The sequence below is a fragment of the Pseudomonas sp. ICMP 8385 genome, assembly GCF_002699915.1.
In the GTDB taxonomy this organism is placed as follows: Bacteria; Pseudomonadota; Gammaproteobacteria; order Pseudomonadales; family Pseudomonadaceae; genus Aquipseudomonas; species Aquipseudomonas gessardii.
This window is the reverse complement of record NZ_LKBY01000089.1, coordinates 81,866-102,924: the sequence shown is the minus strand read 5'-3', so window position 1 is coordinate 102,924 and position 21,059 is coordinate 81,866. Positions and strand designations below refer to the sequence as shown.

At 62.0% G+C, this 21,059-nt stretch carries 20 protein-coding genes; 2 read left to right on the top strand and 18 right to left on the bottom strand.

Features of this window, described 5'->3' with window-relative positions; translation table 11 throughout:
- Positions 1 to 31: 31 nt before the first annotated feature.
- The 11 genes from AO268_RS09105 to AO268_RS09055 form a co-directional block, all read right to left on the bottom strand.
- Entirely contained in the window at positions 32 to 1,018 is a 987-nt protein-coding gene (locus AO268_RS09105) for a DNA polymerase III subunit delta' (protein WP_076964144.1), read from the bottom strand.
- Positions 1,011 to 1,643 (bottom strand): dTMP kinase, encoded by a 633-nt coding sequence (gene tmk / locus AO268_RS09100; protein WP_099168480.1) that lies wholly within the window; start codon positions 1,641 to 1,643, stop codon positions 1,011 to 1,013. The genes AO268_RS09105 and tmk overlap by 8 nt, the downstream gene beginning before the upstream one ends.
- 19 nt (positions 1,644 to 1,662) lie before the next feature.
- Entirely contained in the window at positions 1,663 to 2,757 is a 1,095-nt protein-coding gene (gene mltG, locus AO268_RS09095; protein ID WP_099168489.1) for an endolytic transglycosylase MltG, read from the bottom strand.
- A gap of 1 nt (position 2,758) precedes the next feature.
- A complete protein-coding gene (gene pabC, locus AO268_RS09090; protein WP_099168479.1) occupies positions 2,759 to 3,574 on the bottom strand; it encodes an aminodeoxychorismate lyase in 816 nt (271 codons plus the stop codon).
- Positions 3,574 to 4,818 carry a beta-ketoacyl-ACP synthase II gene (gene fabF / locus AO268_RS09085; RefSeq protein ID WP_099168478.1) on the bottom strand — a complete coding sequence of 415 codons (1,245 nt, stop codon included), beginning with the start codon at positions 4,816 to 4,818 and terminating at the stop codon, positions 3,574 to 3,576. Before fabF ends, pabC begins: the two co-directional genes overlap by 1 nt.
- Positions 4,819 to 4,945: 127 nt before the next feature.
- On the bottom strand, positions 4,946 to 5,182 hold the full coding sequence (gene acpP / locus AO268_RS09080; RefSeq protein WP_076964148.1) for an acyl carrier protein: 237 nt from the start codon (positions 5,180 to 5,182) through the stop codon (positions 4,946 to 4,948).
- Positions 5,183 to 5,374: 192 nt separating this feature from the next.
- Entirely contained in the window at positions 5,375 to 6,118 is a 744-nt protein-coding gene (gene fabG, locus AO268_RS09075; RefSeq protein WP_029299688.1) for a 3-oxoacyl-ACP reductase FabG, read from the bottom strand.
- Between the two features lie 18 nt (positions 6,119 to 6,136).
- Complete coding sequence (gene fabD / locus AO268_RS09070; RefSeq protein WP_076964149.1) at positions 6,137 to 7,075, bottom strand: ACP S-malonyltransferase; 939 nt, start codon at positions 7,073 to 7,075, stop codon at positions 6,137 to 6,139.
- A gap of 127 nt (positions 7,076 to 7,202) precedes the next feature.
- A complete protein-coding gene (gene plsX, locus AO268_RS09065) occupies positions 7,203 to 8,213 on the bottom strand; it encodes a phosphate acyltransferase PlsX (protein ID WP_076964150.1) in 1,011 nt (336 codons plus the stop codon).
- 4 nt (positions 8,214 to 8,217) lie between these two features.
- Positions 8,218 to 8,400: a 50S ribosomal protein L32 gene (rpmF, locus tag AO268_RS09060; protein WP_008152339.1), complete on the bottom strand. Its 183-nt coding sequence runs from the start codon at positions 8,398 to 8,400 to the stop codon at positions 8,218 to 8,220.
- 13 nt (positions 8,401 to 8,413) lie between these two features.
- Entirely contained in the window at positions 8,414 to 8,944 is a 531-nt protein-coding gene (locus AO268_RS09055) for a YceD family protein (RefSeq protein ID WP_057960396.1), read from the bottom strand.
- A gap of 105 nt (positions 8,945 to 9,049) precedes the next feature.
- Here AO268_RS09055 and AO268_RS09050 point away from each other — a divergent pair, with 105 nt between their 5' ends.
- Positions 9,050 to 9,628 carry a Maf family protein gene (locus tag AO268_RS09050; RefSeq protein ID WP_099168477.1) on the top strand — a complete coding sequence of 193 codons (579 nt, stop codon included), beginning with the start codon at positions 9,050 to 9,052 and terminating at the stop codon, positions 9,626 to 9,628.
- Between the two features lie 131 nt (positions 9,629 to 9,759).
- On the opposite strand, the gene AO268_RS09045 is transcribed toward AO268_RS09050, so the two are convergent.
- The 3 genes from AO268_RS09045 to rluC are packed head-to-tail and all read right to left on the bottom strand — an operon-like array spanning position 9,760 to position 12,379.
- Entirely contained in the window at positions 9,760 to 10,749 is a 990-nt protein-coding gene (locus AO268_RS09045; protein WP_076964152.1) for a S49 family peptidase, read from the bottom strand.
- Between the two features lie 21 nt (positions 10,750 to 10,770).
- Positions 10,771 to 11,433 (bottom strand): HAD-IIIA family hydrolase, encoded by a 663-nt coding sequence (locus AO268_RS09040; RefSeq protein WP_099168476.1) that lies wholly within the window; start codon positions 11,431 to 11,433, stop codon positions 10,771 to 10,773.
- The gene (gene rluC / locus AO268_RS09035; protein ID WP_005790558.1) at positions 11,420 to 12,379 is read right to left on the bottom strand and encodes a 23S rRNA pseudouridine(955/2504/2580) synthase RluC; all 960 of its coding nucleotides are present in this window, start codon (positions 12,377 to 12,379) and stop codon (positions 11,420 to 11,422) included. The genes AO268_RS09040 and rluC overlap by 14 nt, the downstream gene beginning before the upstream one ends.
- A 701-nt stretch (positions 12,380 to 13,080) precedes the next feature.
- Here rluC and rne point away from each other — a divergent pair.
- Entirely contained in the window at positions 13,081 to 16,317 is a 3,237-nt protein-coding gene (gene rne / locus AO268_RS09025; RefSeq protein WP_099168475.1) for a ribonuclease E, read from the top strand.
- A 159-nt stretch (positions 16,318 to 16,476) separates the two neighbouring features.
- Here the strand turns inward: rne and AO268_RS09020 are convergent, their stop codons facing one another.
- From AO268_RS09020 to AO268_RS09005, 4 genes are read right to left on the bottom strand one after another with little or no spacing between them, the layout of a single operon-like run.
- On the bottom strand, positions 16,477 to 17,055 hold the full coding sequence (locus AO268_RS09020) for a nucleotidyltransferase family protein (RefSeq protein ID WP_257154356.1): 579 nt from the start codon (positions 17,053 to 17,055) through the stop codon (positions 16,477 to 16,479).
- Complete coding sequence (locus AO268_RS09015) at positions 17,052 to 18,038, bottom strand: XdhC family protein (RefSeq protein ID WP_076964155.1); 987 nt, start codon at positions 18,036 to 18,038, stop codon at positions 17,052 to 17,054. Before AO268_RS09015 ends, AO268_RS09020 begins: the two co-directional genes overlap by 4 nt.
- Positions 18,038 to 20,359: a xanthine dehydrogenase family protein molybdopterin-binding subunit gene (locus AO268_RS09010; protein ID WP_099168474.1), complete on the bottom strand. Its 2,322-nt coding sequence runs from the start codon at positions 20,357 to 20,359 to the stop codon at positions 18,038 to 18,040. The genes AO268_RS09015 and AO268_RS09010 overlap by 1 nt, the downstream gene beginning before the upstream one ends.
- Entirely contained in the window at positions 20,356 to 20,826 is a 471-nt protein-coding gene (locus AO268_RS09005) for a (2Fe-2S)-binding protein (protein WP_099168473.1), read from the bottom strand. Before AO268_RS09005 ends, AO268_RS09010 begins: the two co-directional genes overlap by 4 nt.
- Positions 20,827 to 21,059 lie beyond the last annotated feature (233 nt).

Below are 21,059 nucleotides of genomic sequence, written 5' to 3'. Positions count from 1 at the left end.
GCCCACGCAACCTGCGTCGGCCCCGAAAATATCAACGTCGGCCGAGCAGCCCGACCCACTGCACCAGCAGCGCCTCAAGCAACAGCACCCGGTTCAGGTTGGCCTTGCCCAACACCTTCTGGCGCTGGGCGAGGATCCAGTCCTGGATGTTCAATACCTTGTCCTGGGCGCTCTTTTGCGCCAGGTATTGCACGACCTTGCGCATGTCCATCAAGCCCAGGCCGTTTTCGTCCTGGGTCAGTTGGTAGCGCAGGATCAGGCTGGACCAGTCGCAGAACCAGTCAAACAGCAGCAACAGCGGCACGTCTTTCCAGCCCTCGGCCAACTGCGTGGCTGACTGCTCCTGCTTGAGCAGCTTCTTCACCCCGTCAACCACCAGCGCACGCTGCTCGCGCACGCCCTGGGCCTGCAGGCTGACCGCGGCCAAGGGCGAGCCGGCCGCCAGGGTCAGCAACTCGACCCGCTCCTGCTCACTGCACGCCGGCAGGGCCTGACCCAGCCACTGCAGGCTCATGGCCTCGCTCGGCAGTGGGCAGGCCTGTTGCACACAGCGGCTGCGGATAGTCGGCAGCAGGCGGCTGGACTGGTGACTGACCAGCAACAGCACCGTATCGCCGGAGGGCTCCTCAAGGCTCTTGAGCAAGGCGTTGGCGGCGTTGATGTTCATCGACTCCACCGGCTCGATCAACACCACCTTGCGCCCGCCCATCTGCGCGGTCTGCACCACGAAGCTCACCAGGTCACGCACCTGGTCGACCTTGATCGCCTTGTCGGCCTCTTCCGGCTCCAGCACATAATTGTCGGGATGGCTGCCGGCCTTGAGCAGCAGGCACGACTTGCAGTGCCCGCAGGCCTCCAGCCCCGCCGGTTGCTGGCACAGCAGGCGCGCCATCAAGCGTTCGGCCAGGGCACGCTTGCCAATGCCCACCGGCCCATGGAGCAGGTAGGCATGGGCGTGCTGGGCACGCCCGGCCAATTGCTGCCACAGGCTGTCCTGCCACGGATAGGCTTCAGCCACGGGAAAGCTCCAACAGTTTGGGCAGCAGTGCATCGATGGCCTGCTGCACCTGTTCCAACGGCTGCGCGGCATCCAGCAAGCAGTAGCGCGACGGTGCGGCCTGGGCACGCTGGAGATAAGCGGCGCGCACCGCTTCAAAAAAGGCCCGGCCTTCCAGCTCGAAGCGGTCCAGGCGGCCACGGGCGCTGGCCCGGGCCAGGCCGACCTCTACCGGCAGGTCGAAGACCAGGGTCAGGTGCGGGCGCAGTTCGCCCTGGACAAAGCTCTCCAGGGTCGCGATGCGCGCCAGGGACAAACCACGGCCAGCCCCTTGGTAGGCGTAGGTGGAATCGGTGAAGCGGTCGCAGATCACCACCGCACCACGGGCCAGCGCCGGGTGTATCACCTCGGCCAGGTGCTGGGCACGGGCGGCAAACACCAGCAACAGCTCGGTGTCCGGGTGCATGACCTCATCGCCAGTGGCCAGCAGTACCTCGCGGATCTTCTCGGCCAGGGGCGTACCGCCGGGCTCGCGGGTCAGCAGCACCTCGATCCCTTCAGCGCGCAAGCGTTCGGCCAGGTATTCGCGGTTGGTACTCTTGCCGGCGCCTTCCGGGCCTTCCAGGGTAATAAACAAGCCAGTCACAGGCAGTCCTTAGTCAGAGTCATTGCGGGCCTTGCGCGGGCGCAGCGTCGGGCGCGACCGGCTCAACGGTCGCGGGCGCAGCCGGCGCGGGGCTGGAGCGATAGTCGGCGCGGCGCTTGAGCTGGTACTCGCGCACGGCGGCATTATGGGCCTCCAGGCTATCGGAGAAAATATGGCTGCCATCGCCCCGGGCCACGAAATACAGGCTGCTGCCCGGCACCGGGTTCAACGCGGCATGAATCGCCTCGCGGCCGACCATGGCAATCGGCGTCGGCGGCAAGCCGCTGATCATGTAGGTGTTATAGGGCGTGGCTTCCTTGAGGTGCGCACGCGTCAACTTGCCGTTGTAGCGCTCGCCCATGCCGTAGATCACGGTGGGGTCGGTTTGCAGCAGCATGCCGATCTTCAGGCGCCGCACAAACACCCCGGCAATCTGCCCACGCTCTTCAGGCACGCCGGTTTCCTTCTCCACCAGCGACGCCATGATCAGCGCCTGGTAGGCATCGGTATAGGGCGCCTCCGGGGCGCGTCGGCTCCACTCCTGGGCCAGTACATCGTCCAGGCGGTTGTAGGCTTTCTTCAGGAACTCGACATCGGTCATGCCGCGCACAAAACGGTAGGTGTCGGGGAAGAACCGCCCTTCGGGGAACACGTCAGGATGGCCGATTTTTGCCATCACCTCGGGATCACTCAAGCCCGACAGGGTCTGCTCGATCTTTTCATGCTTGGCCAAGGCGCTGCGGACCTGGCGAAAGTTCCAGCCCTCTACCAGGGTCAGGCTGTACTGCACCACGTCGCCGCGCTGCCACAGGCCGATCAGGCCCTGGGCCGTCAGGCCTGGCGTCATGCGGTATTCGCCACTGTGCAGCGGTTGGCCTTCAAGGTTGAAGCGCCAGTAGAGGCGCAACCAGAAAGCATCTTCAAGCACGCCGTCAGCTTCCAGGCGATTGAAGGTGCCTGTCGGGGTCGCGCCGGCCGCTACATCGAGCAATTGCTCCTGGGCCAGGTTCAGCGGCTGCTTCAAGGCCGAGTCCAGCTTCCAGGCCGAAAAGCCCAGCAGCAAACCCGCCAGGACCAGACCGGTCGCCAGCAGCAATAAAATTTTACGTCTCAAATCAAACACCCAATAGCGCGCGAACAATGCCTTGCAGTTTACGGGTGAGCGGCCCGGCCGACCAGCTCATTGGCCCACATCCAAGCACCGGCCAAATGCCATATACGCTATTGCAGACAAACACCTCGTCAGCCTGTTGCAACTGCGCCAGGCTGATATCGCCGACAACCGTGACAATGCCCAACGCCTCGGCCCTGGCCAACAGCTCGGCCCGCATGACGCCGGCCACGCCACAGCGGCCCAGGTCAGCCGTCAGCAGTTGGCCGTCATGCACCAGGAACAGGTTGCTGAACACGCCTTCGATGACACGCCCGGACATATCCAGCATCAATCCTTCGGCGTGATCGGCATCTTGCCACTCGGCGCGGGCGATGACTTGCTCAAGGCGGTTGAGGTGCTTGAGACCGGCGAGCACCGGTTGCTCGGACAAACGCGTGGCACAGGGAAACAGGCGTACACCTGATAAACCATGGGCCAGGGGATAGGTGGCAGGCGGGCTGCCTTGCAGAATACGCCGCACGGGGCTGCCGGCGTGGGCGCCATAACCGCGCAGGCTGTCGCCACGGGTGAGGATCAACTTGAGAACACCGTCACCGAGGGCGGCGGCATAGGCCAGCAACTCGCTGCGGATCAGTGCCGGGTCCACGGTAAGCGCCAGGCGCCTGCAACCCTGGTCGAGGCGTTGCAGGTGGCGGTCAAGCAGCACGGGCTGCCCGGCCCTGACCGCGATGGTTTCAAACAAACCATCACCGTAGGCCAGGCCGCGATCTTTCAGCGGCACGGCGTCCGCTGGCAAACCGTCGACCCAGCTGTGCATCACTCGGCGAACCGGCGGAACACCAGGGAACCGTTGGTACCACCAAAGCCGAACGAGTTGGACAGCACCACGTCAATCGGTATCTTCTGCGGCTCGTGAGGCACGAAGTTCAGGTCGCAGCCTTCATCCGGCTCATCCAGGTTGATGGTCGGCGGCGCGACCTGGTCCTTGATCGCCAGCACGCTGAAAATCGCTTCGACCGCACCGGCTGCACCCAGCAGGTGACCGGTCATGGACTTGGTGGAACTGACCGCCAGCTTGTAGGCGTGCTCGCCGAATACCGACTTGATGGCCTGGGCTTCCGCCAGGTCGCCAGTCGGCGTCGAGGTGCCGTGGGCGTTGATGTACTGCACCTGGTCGATATTGATCTTCGCATCGCGCAGGGCATTGCTGATGCAACGCGCAGCGCCCGCGCCGTCGGCGGGGGGCGAGGTCATGTGGTAGGCATCGCCACTCATGCCAAAGCCGATCAGCTCGGCATAGATCGTCGCGCCACGGGCCTTGGCGTGTTCCAGCTCTTCGAGAACCAGGGCACCGGCACCGTCGGACAATACAAAGCCATCACGGCCCTTGTCCCACGGACGGCTGGCACGAGTCGGCTCGTCATTGCGCGTGGACAGCGCACGGGACGCGCCGAAGCCGCCCATGCCCAGGCCGCAGGCGGCCATTTCGGCGCCACCGGCAATCATCACGTCCGCCTCGTCATAGGCGATATTGCGCGCCGCCATGCCGATGCAGTGAGTGCCCGTGGTGCACGCCGTGGAAATGGCGTAGTTAGGCCCCTGGGCACCCAGGTGGATGGACAGGAAACCGGAAATCATATTGATGATCGAGCCCGGGACGAAGAACGGTGAAATTCGACGGGGGCCGGATTCGTGCAACGTGCGGCTGGTTTCTTCGATATTGGTCAAACCGCCAATACCCGAGCCCATGGCCACGCCGATGCGATCACGGTTGGCATCGGTGACTTCCAGGCCGGCATTACGCACTGCCTGAAAACCGGCTGCCAGGCCGTATTGAATGAACAGGTCGAGTTTGCGGGATTCCTTGATCGAGAGATATTCCTCGACATTGAAGCCCTTTACCGAGCCGCCAAAACGGGTGGAATAGGCAGAAAGGTCCGTATGCTCAATCAGACCAATACCACTGTGGCCAGCCAGAATGCCCTGCCAACTGCTCGGCACATCCGTACCCAGTGGCGACAACATACCCATACCGGTGACTACGACGCGTCTACGCGACACAGCACTCTCCTTTTTCTAATGACGACACTTTGCTTCAGAGCTCATTTTTCATCAGAGCTAAAGAAAAAACCGCACGCCGTAATAGCAGTGCGGTTTTTCCATAACAGCAAGCGACGATTACAAACTATTACGCCTGGTGGCTAGTAACGTAGTCGATAGCAGCTTGAACAGTAGTGATTTTTTCAGCTTCTTCGTCCGGGATTTCGGTCTCGAATTCCTCTTCCAGAGCCATCACCAGCTCAACGGTGTCAAGGGAGTCGGCACCCAGGTCTTCAACGAAGGAAGAAGTGTTTTTCACTTCGTCTTCTTTAACGCCCAGTTGCTCGGCAACGATTTTCTTGACGCGCTCTTCGATGGTGCTCATACCTTGTTTTCACTCCTAATGGACAAATTCAGGCAGCTGGCCAGTGGGTAAGTGTATAGAAAGGCTTTTCAGCTTTTCAACTGAAAGCTTCACCCGCGTACCCTACCAACCACCTGTCTATAAATAGATTGCAGCTTTATAACGGATTTTAGACCGCTCGTATGACATTTTTTTGAAGCGATCCGTCACAATTTAACTCATGTACATCCCGCCGTTGACCGGGATTGTAGCCCCAGTCACGTATGCCGCACCGTCAGACGCCAGGAAAGAGACCACATTGGCGATCTCTTGGGCCTGGCCCAGACGGCCCAGCGGAATTTGCGTCAGCAACGCTTCACGTTGCGCTTCGGGCAATTCGCGAGTCATATCGGTATCGATAAACCCTGGAGCCACCGAGTTGACCGTAATCGACCGCGAGCCGACTTCACGCGCCAGGGCACGGCTGAAACCTTCCAGGCCGGCCTTGGCAGAGGCGTAGTTTACTTGGCCTGCGTTGCCCATGGCACCCACTACGGAGCCAATATTGATAATTCGGCCCCAACGCGCCTTGGTCATGCCGCGCAAAACCCCCTTGGACAGGCGAAACAGACTGTTCAAGTTGGTATCGACCACGTCGTACCACTCGTCGTCTTTCATGCGCATCATCAGGTTGTCGCGGGTAATACCGGCGTTGTTCACCAGAATGGCCGGGGTGCCAAACTGTGCGGTGATCTGGGCCAGTACGGCCGCCACGGACTCATCGCTGGTCACGTTGAGCTCCAGGCCGGTGCCCTGCACGCCGTTTTCCTTGAGGGTCGCAGCAATGCGCTCGGCGCCCGAGGCAGAGGTGGCAGTACCGATCACTACCGCGCCCTGACGACCCAGTTCCAGGGCAATCGCCTGGCCAATGCCACGGCTTGCGCCAGTGACCAGTGCAACTTTACCTTGCAGACTCATGCAGGCTTCTCCTTAAGTTCAGGCCAGTGCGGCGCGGGCGGCGGTGAAGCCATCCGGGGTATTGAGATTGGACGTCGACACGCCTTCGGCGCAGCGTTTGTTGAGACCGGCCAGGACTTTACCCGGACCACACTCAACCAGCTGGGTAGCGCCCTTGGCGGCCAGGGTCTGGACTGATTCAACCCAGCGCACCGGCTTGTACAGTTGCTCCAGCAGGTCGCGCTTGAGGGTTTCCAGGTCCGGCGCCACGTCGGCGCTGACATTTTGCACCAACGGGATCTGCGGTACCTGCCAGTTGACGGCGGCGATGGACTCGGCAAAACGCTCGGCCGCCGGGCGCATCAACTCGCAATGGGACGGCACGCTGACCGGCAACGGCAAGGCACGCTTGGCGCCACGGGCCTTGCAGCCTTCGATGGCACGCTCCACTGCGGCCTTGGCACCGGCGATGACCACCTGGCCAGGGGAGTTGAAGTTCACGGCGCTGACCACTTCGCCCTGGGCCGCTTCGGCACAGGCCTGGATCACCACGGCGTCGTCCAGGCCCAGGATAGCGGCCATGCCGCCCTGCCCGGCGGGAACAGCCTCTTGCATCAATTGGCCACGACGCTCTACCAGCTTGACGGCCTCGGCGAGTGTCAGGCTGCCTGCCGCGACCAGGGCGCTGTACTCGCCCAGGCTGTGACCGGCGACAAACGCCGGGCGTGCGCCGCCTTCGGCCAGCCAGACGCGCCACAGCGCGATCGAAGCGGTCAGGATGGCCGGCTGGGTTTTATCGGTTTGGTTGAGCAGTTCTTCCGGCCCGTCCTGGGTCAATGCCCAGAGGTCGTAGCCCAAGGCCGCGGACGCTTCCTTGAATGTTTCCAAAACCTGTGGGTATTGCGCGCCCAGCTCGGCCAACATGCCGAGGGACTGCGAACCCTGCCCTGGAAAGACGAATGCGAGGGATGTAGACATGTAACAAGCCCCTAATGATCTGGTCGTCGGTGAATTGACGCCCCACAGCTGGGAGCGCAAGAAACTGACAGATTGGATGGTCAATTGAACTGACCGGTCACATTTAAGCATTCCCGGCCCGATTCGCCTAAGGCAACAGATCCTCAAGACGGCCATGCAAGCGTTGCGGCAGGTTCTCCTGGATCTCGATCATTGCGCGCGCAATGGCACTCTGAAAGCCCTGGACACCCGCCGAACCGTGGCTTTTTACCACAATGCCCTGCAAACCGAGAAAGCTGGCGCCGTTATGCCGCGCCGGAGCCAGGTCCGCCTGCAGCCGCCGCATCAGCGGCAGCGCCAAAGCCCCCACCAGCCGTGAAGCCAGGTTGCGCCTGAACAACGCCTCGATCCGCGCAGAAATCATTGTGGCCAGGCCTTCGCTGGATTTAAGCAGGATATTTCCGACAAAACCGTCACAAACCACCACATCGGCCTCGCCGCGATACAGCCCATCGCCTTCCACAAACCCGATGTAGTTCAAGCCCCGCGCCTGCTGCAATAGGCTGGCGGCCAGCTTGACCTGCTGGTTGCCCTTGATGTCCTCGGTACCGATGTTCAGCAACGCCACCCGTGGGCGCACCACGCCCAGCGCCTCGGCCGCGACCGAGCCCATCAGGGCAAAGTGCAACAGGTGCTCGGCACTGCAATCGACATTCGCCCCCAGGTCCAGCAACTGGCAGTAGCCACGCTGCGTCGGGATCGCCGCGACCATTGCCGGCCGATCAATGCCCGGCAGGGTTTTCAGCACATGACGGGACAGCGCCATCAAGGCCCCGGTATTGCCGGCACTGACACAGGCCTGGACCTTGCCATCACGCAGCAGCTCAAGGGCCACGCGCATGGAGGAGTCAGGCTTGCCACGCAGGGCCTGGGCCGGCTTCTCATCCATGCCGATGGTTTCGCTGGCCGGCATTATCGTCAGGCGCGCGCGATCCACAGCCGGATGACTGGCAATCAGTTCTTCAAGTAGGGAAGGTTGACCGACGAGGGTCAGGTGCAACGAGGGCGTAGCAGACAGGCTGGCAATGCATGCCTGGACAATGCTGCGGGGACCGAAGTCCCCGCCCATTGCGTCAATCGCGATGACTTGAGCAGACAAGTGATTACTCGTCAGCGCCCTTGTCGATCACTTTACGGCCACGGTATACGCCTTCTGGCGATACGTGGTGACGCAGGTGAATTTCACCGGTGGTTTTTTCTACAGACAGAGTGCTTGCCGTCAGGGCATCGTGCGAACGACGCATGTCACGGGCAGAGCGGGATTTTTTGTTCTGCTGAACAGCCATAATTGATTAACTCCTAAACGTTTGGGTCACGCTTTAACTGCGCCAATACACTGAACGGGTTGGACCGCGTTACCTCGTCCTCGCTCGGTTCGGACTCGTCATCGAGCCCCGCCGGCTGCTGGCATTCTTCCGGATGATGAGCAGGCACAATGGGCAAGGCGAGCAGAAGCTCCTCCTCGATCAGTGCATGCAGATCCAAAGGATCTTCGCCCAGTTCCAGCACGTCATAACCTTTCGGCAACGACTGGGTATTCGCACCCTCTTTCACCACAGCATAACTGCATTCGCTGTGGATCGGCAGGGTGACCAGCTCAAGACAACGCTGGCAAACCATTTTGACCTCGGTGTCGATAAAGCTGTGGATCACCACAGATTTACGTTCATCTCGTTCAAAAACGAATTTAGCCTGCACCGTACCGACAGTGTCGGAAAGCGGGTCGCAGAGTCTCTCCAAATCGGCCAGCAACACTTCACCTTGGAGGGTGGTGCCACGATCAGCCAATTTGCGCGGGTCAACGTGAGGTGGAATCGGGTCATTCAACATAGGCGCAGCATTATAGGGATGCACCCGCCCATGTCAAAGGAAATTCAGCCCTGTGCGCCAGACTGTCCGCTCGCTAGAATCCGCGACTGCCTTGAGGAGAGCCCCATGTTGCCTTTATTACTCGCATCCAGCTCGGTTTATCGCCGGGAACTGCTGAATCGCCTGCACCTGCCGTTCATCTGCAGCTCTCCGGATATCGACGAAAGCCATCGCATAAATGAGTCCGCAGTCAACCTGGTCAAGCGCCTGGCCGAAGAGAAGGCACGCGCCCTGGCCGGCAGCCATTCAGGGCACCTGATCATCGGTTCGGACCAGGTGGCGACGCTCGACGGCCAGATCATCGGCAAACCCCACACCTTTGAAAAGGCCCGCGAGCAATTGCTCGCGGCCAGCGGCCGACAGGTCAGCTTCCTCACCGGCCTGGCCCTGCTCAATAGCGACACCGGGCATTGCCAAGTGGACTGCGTGCCCTTCACGGTCACGATGCGCCAACTGGAGCCGGCACAGATCGAGCGCTACCTGCGGATCGAGCAGCCCTACGACTGCGCTGGCAGCTTCAAGGCCGAGGGCCTGGGGGTAAGCTTGTTTCAGAGCACCGCAGGCCCGGACGCCACCAGCCTCGTCGGCCTACCGCTGATCCGACTGGTGGATATGTTGCTGGCCGAAGGCGTGCAAATCCCCTAAGAACCCCAAAAACCCAATGTGGGAGCGGGCTTGCCCGCGATGGCAGCCTATCAGTAACCCATTGGCTGGCTGACCCACCGCAATCGCGGGCAAGCCCGCTCCCACATTTTTTAGTTATGCCGATCGCGAGATCAGCGCAAGGCCGGCCCCTGGAAGCCCATATACAGCGCCAATTTCTCCGCGACACTGGCCCCCAGCTTCTTGGAGAAGCGATCGAACGGCGACTCCTGGACGGTAAAGTCCACCAGCTCCTTCTCGCCAACCACATCCCGCGCCACCGAGCTGGCACTGCCCAGGCCATCGATCAAGCCCAGCGGCAGCGCCTGCTCGCCGGACCAGATCAGGCCAGAGAACAGCTCTGGGTGTTCCTTGTCCTTGAGCCGCTCACCACGCCCCTGCTTGACGCTGGCAATGAACTGGCGATGGGTGGTGTCGAGCACGCCCTGCCAGAACTGGGTTTCATCCGCCTTTTGCGGCTGGAACGGATCGAGGAATGACTTGTGCTCGCCCGAGGTGTAGGTACGCCGCTCAACCCCCAGCTTCTCCATGGCCCCGACAAACCCATAGCCGGCCGCCGTCACGCCAATGGAACCCACCAGGCTGGCCTTGTCGGCGTAGATCTGGTCGGCGGCACTGGCGATGTAATAGGCGCCCGAAGCACCCAGGTCAGAAATCACCGCATATACCTTGGTTTGCGGATACAGGGCGCGCAGGCGGCGGATTTCGTCATAGACATAACCCGACTGTACCGGGCTGCCGCCAGGGCTGTTGATGCGCAGCACCACACCCTTGACCTTGGGGTCCTCGAAGGCGGTGCGCAGGCTGCTGACGATATTGTCGGCACTGGCAGACTCCTTGTCGGCAATCACCCCACGCACCTCGATCAGCGCGGTGTAGTTGGCACTGCGCACAGCACTCTTCTCCATATCCACCAACGGACTGAACAGCACCAGCATGCCAATCAGGTAGGTAAAGGTCAGGAGCTTGAAGAAAATCCCCCAACGCCGGGCGCGACGCTGTTCCTGGACACCCGCCAGCAGGGTCTTTTCCAGCAATTTCCAGCTTTTATCATCGCCATTGTCGGCACCGGCCTTGGTCGGTGCTTTCCACTCATCGGTCATGCCATCTACCCCAGCAAAAACTTAATGGGCCTGGTTGAGCCAGGCGTGCAATTGCGAAAACCGGTCAATCGTCAGGCGCGGTTCGTAGGCCTGCAAGGCTTCGGGGGACTGGGCGCCATAGCTGACAGCCACACTGTCCATACCGGCATTGCGCGCCATCAGCAGATCGAATGAAGCATCCCCGACCATCAACGACTCGCGGGCCGACACGCCGCAATGGGCCATGATCTGCTCCAGCATCAATGGATGGGGCTTGCTCGCGGTTTCATCAGCGGCGCGGGTAATATCGAAATAGTCTTCCCAGCCATTGGCCTTGAGCACCCGGTCCAGGCCGCGCCGCGCCTTGCCGGTCGCCACGGCCAGGTAATAGCCCTGCTCGCGCAAGGCCGCCAGGGACGGCACCACCCCCTCGAACAAGGGGGACGGTTCGGACTCCAGGGCAATGTAGTGCTCGGCGTAATGTTCGCGAAACGCCACTAGCTCGTTGTCAGCAATCTGCGGGTACAGGGTGCGGATAGCCTCGGGCAACCCCAGGCCAATGATGCCCTTGACCGCCAGGTCACTGCACAGCTCGAAGCCGGAGCGGGTCGAGGCCATGTGCATCGACTCGACAATCCGACCAATGGAATCGCACAGGGTGCCATCCCAGTCAAAGATCAGCAGCTTGTAGTCAGGGCGCGACACTCAGGCGCTCCACGGTCTTGGCCCACATCTCATCCACAGGGGCCTGCAATTTCAATTCGCCACCATCGGGCAACGGCACCGTCAGCATATAGGCATGCAGGAACAGGCGTTTGCCGCCAAGGTCACGAATTTCCTTGGAAAACCCCTCGTCGCCGTACTTGGTATCGCCCGCAATACAATGGCCGGCATGCAGGGTATGCACGCGAATCTGGTGGGTACGCCCGGTCACCGGCTTGGCTTCGACCATGGTCGCGAAGTCACCGAAGCGCCGCAGCACCTTGAACAGGGTCAACGCCTCCTTGCCCTCCTCGTCCACCTCGACCATACGCTCGCCGGAGCGCAGGTTGCTCTTCTGCAACGGCGCCCGCACGCTCTTGATCGAGGACGCCCAATTGCCACGCACCAGGGCCATATAGCGCTTGTCCACGCCATCGCCGCGCAGGGCGGTATGCAGGTGGCGCAACATGCTGCGCTTCTTGGCGATCATCAACAGCCCGGAAGTGTCGCGATCCAGGCGATGGACCAACTCCAGCTCCTTGGCATCTGGACGCAACTGACGAAAGGCTTCGATCACCCCGAAATTCAGACCACTGCCACCGTGCACCGCAATGCCGCACGGTTTGTTGATTACGATCAGCTTGTTGTCTTCAAAGACAATCGAGGCTTCAAGGCGCTGCAACAGGCCCTGGGCCAGCGGCACGGGCTCGTCACGCTCGGGCACGCGCACAGGCGGCACGCGGACGATATCGCCCGCCTGCAGCTTGTACTCAGGCTTGATCCGGCCCTTGTTCACCCGCACCTCGCCTTTACGCAAAATGCGATAAATCAAGGTCTTGGGCACGCCCTTGAGCCTGGCCAGAAGAAAATTGTCGATGCGTTGGCCGGCATATTCCGGCGAGACCTCAAGCAGCTGGACGCTGGGGGTCGGGGGGGTGGTAGTCGTCATGCCGGGAATGATAACAATTTTTTATGGAATTGAAGCACTTAATCATTGCTGCTATAGTCGCGAACGCCGCCAAAAGCGGCCTGGACAGAGGACTCGCGGCAAACTGCCGCCCCTGACCATCGCAATTCATCAGGACGCGAGGCCGTCCTACGGGGCTCTTGCCACACTGGAAGGCTCAAGATTGTAACAAGCGCAGGTGACATGAGGCCTGAAGCGAGTGCAAGAAACAGCGTGATTATTCGCCTCTTGCGCCGATATTTATGGCCAGTTCACAAAGTGCAGTCAGTCTTGTACCAGACCACGGCGAATGCTTCGGAAACAACGCCTGTTATTAGCCATGAGCGTGAACTCCCCATTGGAGAACACGGTAAATGCCAACCCGCTGCGGATTCTGCGCGCGGCAGCACCCGAATTATCAGGGATACGTGTAGGGTGGAGATGCACAACCGTCGGACTGTGTAGCACTAGGCTTATATTTAGACGCTTCATCTCGTCCACAGTCGCCGGTTGATTCCTCCTCCTGACTGAGTGCTTATTAAGTCACCACAGCAAGCAGGACGCGTAAGTCGCGATACCAGCCCAATTGGCCGGTATTGCTGGACACTGGAGTGGCCAACCACTCTTGACGCACCTGACACCGACCGTGAGAAGTCGTGTGTGCCGAACGCCGTTTCCGGCAGCCCGGAAACCGACGGTACAACATGAAAAGAATGCTGATTAACGCAACTCAACCCGAAGAGTTGCGTGTTGCACTGGTAGATGGCCAACGCCTCTACGACCTGGACATCGAGTCCGGTGCACGCGAGCAGAAGAAGGCCAACATCTATAAAGGCCGGATTACTCGCATCGAGCCAAGCCTTGAGGCTGCCTTTGTCGATTTTGGCTCTGAGCGCCACGGCTTCCTGCCCCTCAAAGAAATCTCCCGCGAATACTTCAAGAAAGCCCCTGAAGGCCGCGTGAACATCAAGGACGTCCTGAGCGAAGGCCAGGAAGTCATCGTCCAGGTCGAAAAAGAAGAACGTGGCAACAAGGGCGCCGCCCTGACCACCTTCATCAGCCTGGCTGGCCGTTACCTGGTCCTGATGCCGAACAACCCGCGTGCCGGCGGCATTTCCCGTCGTATCGAAGGTGAAGAACGCAACGAACTGCGTGAAGCGCTCAACGGCCTGATCGCCCCGGCCGACATGGGCCTGATCGTGCGCACTGCCGGCCTTGGCCGCAGCAGCGAAGAAATGCAGTGGGACCTCGACTACCTGCTGCAACTGTGGACCGCTATTAAAGAAGCGTCCCTGGACCGCTCCGCGCCATTCCTGATCTATCAGGAAAGCAACGTGATCATCCGCGCCATCCGCGACTACCTGCGCCAGGACATCGGCGAAGTGCTGATCGACAGCGTCGAAGCCCAGGACGAAGCCCTGACCTTCATCCGCCAGGTGATGCCGCAGTACGCCAGCAAGATCAAGCTGTACGAAGACAGCGTGCCGCTGTTCAACCGTTTCCAGATCGAAAGCCAGATCGAAACCGCCTTCCAGCGCGTGGTCGAACTGCCTTCCGGTGGCTCCATCGTGATCGATCCGACCGAAGCCCTGGTGTCCATCGACATCAACTCGGCGCGCGCCACCAAAGGCAGCGACATCGAAGAAACCGCCCTGCAGACCAACCTGGAAGCGGCCGAAGAAATCGCTCGCCAACTGCGCCTGCGTGATATCGGCGGCCTGATCGTGATCGACTTCATCGACATGACCCCCGCCAAGAACCAGCGCGCCGTGGAAGAAAAAGTCCGCGAATGCCTGGAAGCCGACCGTGCCCGCGTGCAGGTTGGCCGCATCTCGCGCTTCGGCCTGCTGGAAATGTCCCGTCAGCGCCTGCGTCCGTCCCTGGGCGAAAGCAGCGGCATCGTCTGCCCGCGTTGCAACGGCACCGGCATCATCCGTGACGTTGAATCGCTGTCCCTGGCGATCCTGCGCCTGATCGAAGAAGAAGCCCTGAAAGACCGCACCGCCGAAGTCCGCGCGCAAGTGCCGATCCCGGTTGCAGCCTTCCTGCTCAACGAAAAACGCAACTCGATCACCAAGATCGAACTGCGCACCCGTGCCCGTATCGTGATCCTGCCCAACGATCACCTCGAGACGCCGCACTTTGAAGTCCAGCGCCTGCGTGATGACAGCCCGGAAGCCCACAGCGGCCAATCCAGCTACGAAATCGCCGCTGCCGCTGCCGAAGTCGAAGAAGTCCAGCCAGCCGCCGCGACCCGCACCCTGGTGCGCCAGGAAGCCGCCGTCAAGACCGCGCCGGCCCGTGCCAACGCACCGGTGCCGACTGAAGTCGCCGCCCCGGTGGCCGCGCCTGCCGTCCTGCCGGAGCCAAGCCTGTTCAAGGGCCTGGTGAAGTCGCTGGTCAGCCTGTTCGCCACCAAGGAAGAGCCTGTTGCGCCAGCCGTGGTCGAGAAACCAGCTGCTGAACGCCCTGCACGCAACGAAGAGCGTCGCAACGGTCGCCAGCAGAGCCGTAACCGCAACGGTCGCCGTGACGAAGAGCGCAAGCCTCGCGAAGAACGTGCACCGCGTGAAGAACGCGCGCCCCGCGAAGAGCGCCAGCCACGCGAAGCCCGTGAAGAAACCCCGGCCGTAGCCCGCGAAGAACGCGCCCCGCGTGAAGAGCGTGCGCCACGTGAAGAACGCGCACCCCGCACCCCTCGCGCCCCGCGTGAAGATCGCAAGCCACGTGGCGAGCGTGAAGAACGTGTACGTGAACTGCGCGAGCCACTGGACGCCGCTCCAACCGTGGCAGCCGTTGCAGTGGAAGCCGCGACTGAAGAACGCCCGGCCCGCCAGCCCCGTGAAGAGCGCACCCCACGCCCACCGCGTGAAGAGCGTCAACCACGCGCCGAGCAGGCTGCCGCCGCCAGCGAAGAAGACCTGCTGAACAACGACGAGCAGCCACAGGAAGATGGCCAGGACAACGCCGAAGGCGATCGTCCACGCCGCCGCTCCCGTGGCCAGCGTCGTCGCAGCAACCGTCGTGAGCGCCAACGTGACGCCAACGGCAATGTGATCGAAGGCTCGGAAGAGACCGGCGAAGCCCCCGAAGAAACTGCCAGCAACGAACCCACCAGCACCGAACTGGCCGCTGGCCTGGCCGTTACCGCTGCGGTTGCCAGCGTGGTCATCAGTGCGCCCGCCGAAGCCGAAGCCAACCAGCAGGCCGAACGTGCCACCGCCGCCGTGCAGGAAACTGCCGTCGTCGAAGTGCCGGTTGTCGAAGCGACCAGCGTGATCGAAGCACCTACCGCTCCAGCAGTGGAAGTTGCACCGGTTCGCGAAGCCCAGCCTGAAGCCGAAGCAGTAGCAGCACCTGCGGCCGTGGTTGAACCACAGCCAGTGGTTGAAGCGGTTGTCGAAGCGCCAGTTGCCGAGCCAACCCCGCCAGTGCGTGAAGTTCGCGAAGAACAGACCGCCTTCCAGTGGACTGCCGAGCCAGCCGTCGTCGCCGAAGCCCCTGCCCCGGCGCCGGTAGAAGAAGCGCCGGCCCCGGTTGCTGAAGTGGTTATCGCCGAACCTGCGGTAGTTGCAGAACCGGTCGTGGTTGCCGAGCCTGCTCCGGTCCCAGTGGTTGCCGAAGTGGCCGCCCCAGTGGTTGAAGCCCCTGCCAGCGCCCTGACCGAAAACGGCCGTGCGCCTAACGACCCGCGTGAAGTGCGTCGTCGCAAGCGTGAAGCCGAGCGTCTGCAGAAAGAAGCCGAAGCAGCAGCGGCAGCAGCCCCGGCCGTCGTCGAAGCGGCACCGGTTGTGGCTGAAGTGGTCGAGGCGCCTGCCGTCGAAGCCGCAGTTGAGCACACTGCCCCAGCCATCGACGAGAACCTGCGTTCCGTTGATGAAGTGGTAGAGCACAACCCAAAAGCCCTGGAAGAAGAGCACGAGCCTAAACCCCTCGCTTAACGCCAACGGCAACTAAAAAGCCCCGCCTGATCACTCAGGCGGGGCTTTTTTATGGGCTCTGTTCAACGACAAAGATCAAATGTGGGAGCTGGCTTGCCCGCGATGGCGGTAGAGAGAGGCACGGTGAGCTTAAGGCCGCCATCGCCGCCAAGCCAGCTGCTACCTGAACTCCAGTGATTGCGGCACATCCACATCCCACAATACCCCGGGATCATCCACCGGCACTTCCCGCACCTCCGCCTGGGCAAACAGAGCCTTGGCCCCACGGTCCCCAGTCAACCCCATCAACACCGGCCCCAGTGCCGGGCCAAACGCAACAGGATGGCCCCGCCGGCCGGCATGCACCGGCACACTGACCCCCTCCACCCGCTCTATCACCCGCTCAATACTCGCCGCCTGGATAAACGGCATATCCCCCAACACCACCAACCAACCCGCTGCCGAGCTACTGGCCGCCACCGCTGCCGCAATGCTGTCGCCCATGCCCGCCGAATCCAGGAGCAGCACTTCGCACCCATAGCTCCCAGCCAGACGCACAACCTCGCTGCGCTCCGGCGATGTGACCACCCAACGCCGGGTGACACTGGCGGGCAAATTGACCAGCACCTGCTCCAAGACCGGCCGCGTCACCCCATCACGCCCCACACAAGGGGCCAGCAGTTTGTCCTGGCCACTTTGCGCGCGGAACCGCCTACCCTGCCCCGCCGCCAGGACAATGGCGGTGATGGCGCTCGTCAATTGACGGTTTCCAGCAAGGGCTTACGCTGCGAAACCTCCACACCGTTCTTGATTGCAACGATCTGCGCCATCAACGACAAGGCAATCTCCGCCGGCGTATGACTGCCAATCGGCAGCCCAATCGGGCCGTGCAACCGTGCAATGGCCTCGGCGCTCAATCCCAGCGCCGCCAAGTCTTCGCGGCGCTTGCGGCTATTGACCCGCGAACCCAGGGCGCCAACGTAGAACGCCCTGGAATTCAAGGCGGTCAACAGCGCCATATCGTCCAGGCGCGGATCGTGGGTCAGGGCGACAATGGCCGTGCGCTCGTCCGTCTGGATATTGAGCACGGCTTCATCGGGCATTCCCGGCACAAAGCGCCCGTGCTGTTCTTCCCAACCATGCACAAACTCCGTACGCGGGTCGCAGATCAGCACTTCAAAATCCAACAAGCGCGCCATTTCGGCCACATAGCGCGACAACTGGCCAGCACCGATCAGCAGCAGGCGCCAGCGCGGGCCGTAGATGGCCCGCAAGCGCTCACCGTCAAAACTGACAAGGTCGGACTTGCTCGCCGCGCTTAAGCGCACAGTGCCCGTCGCCACATCCAACTCCCGTGCCACCATTTCATGGGCCTCGCAACGCGCCAGCAACTCGGCGACCCACGCGGGATCGCCCACCCGCTCCTCCGTCAGACGCAAGGTGCCACCGCAAGGCAATCCAAAGCGCGCCGCTTCATCCCGGGTGACGCCATAGGTCACCAGTTGCACCGGCGGCCCGTCATCAGGCAAGCGGCCATCGTGGAGCCGGGCGATCAGATCATCTTCGATGCAGCCCCCGGAGACCGAGCCGATCACCACCCCATCGCCGCGCAGGGCCAGCATCGCCCCCGGCGGTCGTGGCGCGCTGCCCCAGGTCTGGACCACGCTGTACAGCACCACCCGCTGCCCTGCGCGGCGCCATTGCAGCACGCTGCGCAGGACATTCAGATCCACGCTGTCCATCAGGCCTTCGCCTCCTGCTGCCAGCCCTGCAACTGATAGCGCACCGGCAGGTTGCGGATGCGCTTGCCGGTGGCGGCAAATATTGCATTGCACAGCGCCGGTGCAATCGGCGGCACGCCCGGCTCCCCCACACCGCCCAGGGGCACCTCACCTTGGGGGGTGACTAAATGGATGGCGATTTCCTTGGGCGCCAGGGACATACGCGCCACTTCATACATATGGAAGTTGTCCTGCTGGACCTTGCCCTCCTTGAAGCTGATTTCCCCCAGGACCGCGTTGCCCAAGCCCATGACGCAGGCGCCCTCGAACTGCGAGCGGATGCGCTCCGGGTTGATCTGCGGGCCGCAGTCCACGGCAATATCGGCCTTGTGCACAATCAAGGTGCCATCGTCCTTGACCTCCACCTCGATCACCGCCGCCACATAAGTCACAAAGCTGTAGTGCACCGCCAGCCCCAGGCCGCGCCCCTTGGCCAGTGCACGGCCCCAGCCGGCAGCCTTGGCGGCGGTTTCCAGTACGCCACGCATGCGCGCGGTATCGATCGGGTAACGCTCGGGTGACTCACCGTAGTTCCACTCTTCGCTCAAGGTGCGTGGATCGATCTGGCGATCCGGGCCCAGCAGCTTGAGTTGATATTTCAGCGGATCCTGGCCGGCCTTGTGCGCCAGTTCATCGACAAAGCTCTGAATGGCAAAACCATGGGGGATATTCGACACCGAACGGTACCAACCCACACGGGTATGGGCGGCCGCTTCAGGGTTCTCCAGGCGCACATTGGGAATGGCGTAGGCCATGTTAGTAAAGCCCATGCCCAGCTCAAACGCGGCCTCATGGTTCATGCCCGGCGCAAACAGCGCGGTGATGCTGGGTGCCACGGTGCGGTGCAGCCAGCCGGAGGGCATGCCGTCTTTGTTCAGGCCGGCCTTGAGGTACTCGGCGGAGACGGTATGGAAGTAGGAATTATGGATATCGTCTTCACGGGTCCATTGCACGCGCACGGCCTTGCCGGGGAACTCCTTGGCCAGCAGCGCAGCCTCGATGATGAAGTCCGGCTTGGACTTGCGCCCGAAACCGCCGCCCAGCAGGGTGACATGGATCGTGACATTATCGAACGGCAGGCCCAGGCGCTCGGCCACCCGTTCGCGCGTGACCTGCGGCGCCTGGCTCGGGGCCCAGGCCTCGCATTGCCCGTCTTGATAACGAGCCACGGCCACCATCGGCTCCATCGGCGACTGCGCCAGGTGTGGCAAGTAATACGCGGCTTCGAGGGTGCTGTCGGCATCGTTCAGGGCCTGGTCGATGCTGCCAGTATTGCGCACGACCTTGCCGGGCTGGAGGGCCGCGGCTTCCAGGGTCTTGCGATAGTCGATGGAGTTGTAGCCGGCATTGACGCCGTCCTCCCAGACAATCTGTAACGCCTCGCGGCCCTTGATCGCCGCCCAGGTGTTACTGGCCACCACCGCCACCCCGCCCAAGGGGTGGAACTCCGAGGGTATGGGACGGCTCTCGATTTGCAGGACCTTGATCACACCCGGCACTTTCAACGCCGCGCTGGCATCAAACGACTTGACCTGGCCGCCATACACCTTGGGCCGGGCAATGGTCGCAAACAGCATGCCGTCGAAATGCACATCGGCGCCGTACACCGCGCGGCCATTGACGATATCGGCACCGTCGATGGCCTTGGTGGCGTCCTTGCCGATATAGCGAAATTGCGCCGGTTGCTTGAGCCGCAGGCTGTCGCGCGCCGGTACTGCCAGGGCACCGGCAGCGGCGGCCAGGGCGCCATAGCCCAGTTCGCGGCCGCTGGGCTGGTGAATCACTTTATGCAGCTGCGCGCGGCACTCGCCCAGCGGGACTTGCCACTGCTCGGCAGCGGCCTGTTCCAGCATGGTTCGCACAGCGGCGCCGCACCGGCGCATCGGCTCGAACCAATGGCGCATGCTGCGCGAGCCGTCGGTATCCTGGTTGCCAAAACGCGCTTCATCGCCCGGCGCCTGCGCAACCTTCACCTGTGCCCAATCGGCCTCCAGCTCATCGGCCACCACCATGGCCAGGCTGGTACGCACGCCCTGGCCCATTTCCGAGCGGTTGCAGATCACAGTGACGGTGCCATCGGTGGCGATACTCACATAGACCTTGGGGTCATCGACCACGCCATGGGGCATCGCGTCCCCGCCGTATTGCTTGGCCTCGGCGGCAAAGGCCTGGGGCAGGCCCCAACTGGCGGCCACTACCAGGGCACCGGTCGCGCCGACCCCTTTGAGGAAACCACGGCGGCTGAGGTTGTTCAGGGCGAAATGGCTCGGCAACTGACTCATGCCTTGGCCCCCTGCAGGTGAGTTGCGGCCTGGCGGATCGCCGTCTTGATGCGGTTATAGGTGCCGCAGCGGCAGATATTGCCAACCATGGCCTCTTCTATCTGTGCATCGCTGGGGTTGGGGTTGGTTTTGAGCAAGGCCGTGGCCGACATGATCTGCCCGCCCTGGCAATAACCGCACTGGGCCACGGCCGTATCCAGCCACGCCTGCTGCACCACCTGGCCGACCGGGTCGTTATGCAGGTTGTCGATGGTGCTGACGTTCTGCCCCTTGACCGAGCCAATGGGCGTGATGCAACTGCGGGCCGGCGCGCCGTCAATATGAATGGTGCAGGCGCCGCACAGGCCCATGCCGCAACCGAACTTGGTGCCGTTGTAACCCGCCACGTCGCGGATCGCCCACAGCAGGGGCATGTCCTCGGTGACATCCAGTGGATGATCTTGACCGTTGAGTTTCAGAGTAATCATGGGCACGCCCGCATAGTAATTGGATTATGGGGTCGAGCTATCTGCCGCTTTCAGGGGAGCGGAGTCGGTTCACGCAGATGGCTCAGGCTAATCGGGCTCTCTTGTGAAGACAGGTCTTCACCGGGCCCTTGATAAACAGCATCTATCGAACAATAAACAGGCAGCGTTAGCCTGCTAAGTTAACCCAGCATTAACAAAAAAGCCCTGCAGTGCAGGGCTTGGTTCAACACACG